We start from the raw sequence: 2,752 nt of genomic DNA, 5'->3' as shown, positions 1-2,752 counted from the left end.
CCCTGTTCACTAAACCCCTATTCACTAACCCCTAAAAAACAAAACCAAATGAGAAAACGACTTAGCAAGGACGAATACGTTGCTGGCGTATTGGAAGGCAACCGAATGATACTAAGCAGAGCTATTACCCTAATCGAAAGTCAGCTTGATACAGATAAGGCGCTGGCCCGAGAAGTACTCGAAACACTCTTGCCACATACAGGTGGCTCGGTTCGAGTAGGCATTACTGGGGTACCAGGCGTTGGGAAAAGTACTTTTATAGAAACCTTTGGAAAACACTTGACCAATCAAGGAAAAAAAATAGCAGTACTGGCTATTGACCCGAGTAGTCAACTTTCGAAGGGCAGTATTCTCGGCGATAAAACTCGTATGGAAGAACTTTCGAGAGACCCATTGGCGTATATCAGACCTTCGCCTGCGGGTATCTCATTGGGAGGCGTCACCCACAAAACACGTGAAACGATGTTGCTATGCGAAGCGGCAGGTTTTGAAGTAATTATCGTCGAAACTGTTGGCGTTGGACAATCAGAAACGTTTGTGCATGGGATGGTAGATTTTTTCCTATTACTCATGTTGGCAGGTGCTGGAGATGAGCTCCAAGGCATCAAAAAAGGCATCATGGAAATGGCTGATCTGGTGGCCATTACCAAATCGGATTCGGGTAATGAGCTACAAGCCCGTCAGGCCAAGGTTTCCTATGAAAATGCTTTACACTTATTCCCTGCCAGTGGTAGTGGATGGTATCCCAAAGTATTGACCTGCTCGGCAGTCACACACGTGGGTATAGACGACGTTTGGAAAACTATCCTTGCGCATCGTGAACTTTTACAGCAAAATGGATATTTCTTTAGTAACCGAAAGCAACAAAATCTAGCATGGATGCACGATTTTATTAGGCAAACATTAGAAGAAAAATTTTACCAAAATCCACAGATTCAACAAGAGCTTTCGAGCATCGAATCAGCAGTAACAGAAGGGCAAAAATTACCGATTAAGGCAGCTCTTGAGTTATTGGAGCTTTTTGAAAATCACTGACATTCTTGATATATAAGTAAAAAGACGTTTTTAGTTAATAGTATATCAGTTATTGTAATACAATCATAGTCAAAAGGTTATACTCAATCTTTACCTTTGAGATACTATTAATTTAATCTTTCCTGCTACTTATATTCTCATAACTCCATCAAGAGGAGCCTATGAATCTTGAAATAATCTAATTAGTAACATGACAAAAACAAATTCTATTTATACACTTCAATTTTGGCTTTTATGTTTGAGTAATTTCCTTTTTTCTGCTAGTTTCCAAATGATGATTCCTGAGTTGCCAGATTATTTGGCCTCGATGGGTGGCAAAGAATATATCGGATACATCATTGCACTTTTTACCCTCACCGCAGGTATCTCTAGACCCTTTTCTGGCAAACTTACCGACACAATCGGGCGAGTGCCTATTATGGCTTTTGGTTCGGTGGTGTGTTTTATTTGCGGAGGTATATATCCTTGGGTGACTGGCGTGGCAACTTTCCTTTTTTTAAGATTTATTCATGGGATGTCTACAGGCACTAAGCCAACTGCCACATCTGCCTATGTGGCCGATATTATTCCCGAGGACAGGCGCGGCGAAGCACAAGGAATGTTGGGTATTTTTACGGCTACAGGGATGTCGATGGGGCCAACGATAGGCGGGTATCTCACCGACTTGTTTTCAATCAACACGATGTTTTATACTTCTTCATCATTTGCCTTATTATCAATTTTGATTTTGGTAAATATGAAAGAAACACTTCCTAAAGCTCAAAAACAGCCATTTTCATTAAAACTTTTCAAAATCGGTTGGGTCGATGTTTTCGAACCGAGAGTAATTCCTACTTTTTTGGTGATGCTATTAGTGTCGTTTTCATCGGGTGTTATTTTGACCCTCGTTCCTGACCAAACCAAAATGCTTGGCATGAGCAATAAAGGAATATTCTTTACGGTTTATACCATCGCATCATTGGTGGTGAGAATGTTTTTTGCCAAAAGTTCTGATAAATATGGGCGTATTCCAGTCCTCATTATTTCTAGTGTTCTACTTGCGGTATCGATGCTAATTTTAGGATATGCCCATAACTTTACAGCTTTGATGATTGCCTCCATTTTATTTGGTTTTTCGTGGGGTTTCAACACCCCTACCCTCACTGCCTGGACAGTAGATTTGTCAGATGAACGCTACCGTGGACGTGCCATGGCCACAATGTATATTGCTCTTGAAGCAGGAATAGGCATAGGAGCAGTTGTGGCAGGAAAACTGTATCAAGGTAATGTCGAAAACCTCCCCTATTCGTACATTATTGCAGCAGTATTATCTTTGGTAAGTTTGGGGTATTTAGTAATATTACGTAAGAATCATAAAAAGCAGCTTACTGCTTAATGTTTAAATCACAAAATCATGGTATTTGAGCAATATCTCGAAGAAAAAAATATCAATGCTGAAATGTTTTTATGGGATAATCCAAAACATTTCTCGGAATTGAAAAAGATTTTTAATGAAATGCATCCCGAAAGCTTTACGGCACAAAAGAAGTTTTTATTGAATCAACTTCGTCGTAAATATATGCTGAAGCAGTTTGTGTAGCATGTATTTAATAGACAGTTCATTTAAATGAAAAAGGTTATTTGTTAATGGTATATCTGTTATCAGAATACTCTCATAATCCGAGGTATACTACTAGAAAGGCACTTAGATTTATCATTCATTTAATCTTTCCTGTTA

General features: G+C 39.3%; 3 protein-coding genes. All 3 read left to right on the top strand.

The annotated features are described in order from the left end of the window. The first annotated feature begins 48 nt into the window (after window positions 1–48). The 3 genes from meaB to ACOVQ4_RS07610 all read left to right on the top strand — a co-directional run bounded on the left by meaB (window position 49) and on the right by ACOVQ4_RS07610 (window position 2,614). Window positions 49–1,035 carry a methylmalonyl Co-A mutase-associated GTPase MeaB gene (gene meaB / locus ACOVQ4_RS07620; protein WP_421820057.1) on the top strand — a complete coding sequence of 329 codons (987 nt, stop codon included), beginning with the start codon at window positions 49–51 and terminating at the stop codon, window positions 1,033–1,035. Window positions 1,036–1,225: 190 nt separating this feature from the next. Continuing rightward, complete coding sequence (locus tag ACOVQ4_RS07615) at window positions 1,226–2,410, top strand: MFS transporter (RefSeq protein WP_421820056.1); 1,185 nt, start codon at window positions 1,226–1,228, stop codon at window positions 2,408–2,410. A gap of 18 nt (window positions 2,411–2,428) precedes the next feature. Next, a complete protein-coding gene (locus ACOVQ4_RS07610) occupies window positions 2,429–2,614 on the top strand; it encodes a hypothetical protein (protein ID WP_421820055.1) in 186 nt (61 codons plus the stop codon). The last annotated feature ends 138 nt before the right edge of the window (window positions 2,615–2,752 follow it).

Origin of the sequence: Flectobacillus sp. (assembly GCF_049240685.1) — a bacterium.
Taxonomy (GTDB): domain Bacteria; phylum Bacteroidota; class Bacteroidia; order Cytophagales; family Spirosomataceae; genus Flectobacillus.
This window is presented reverse-complemented; position numbering and strand designations above follow the sequence as displayed.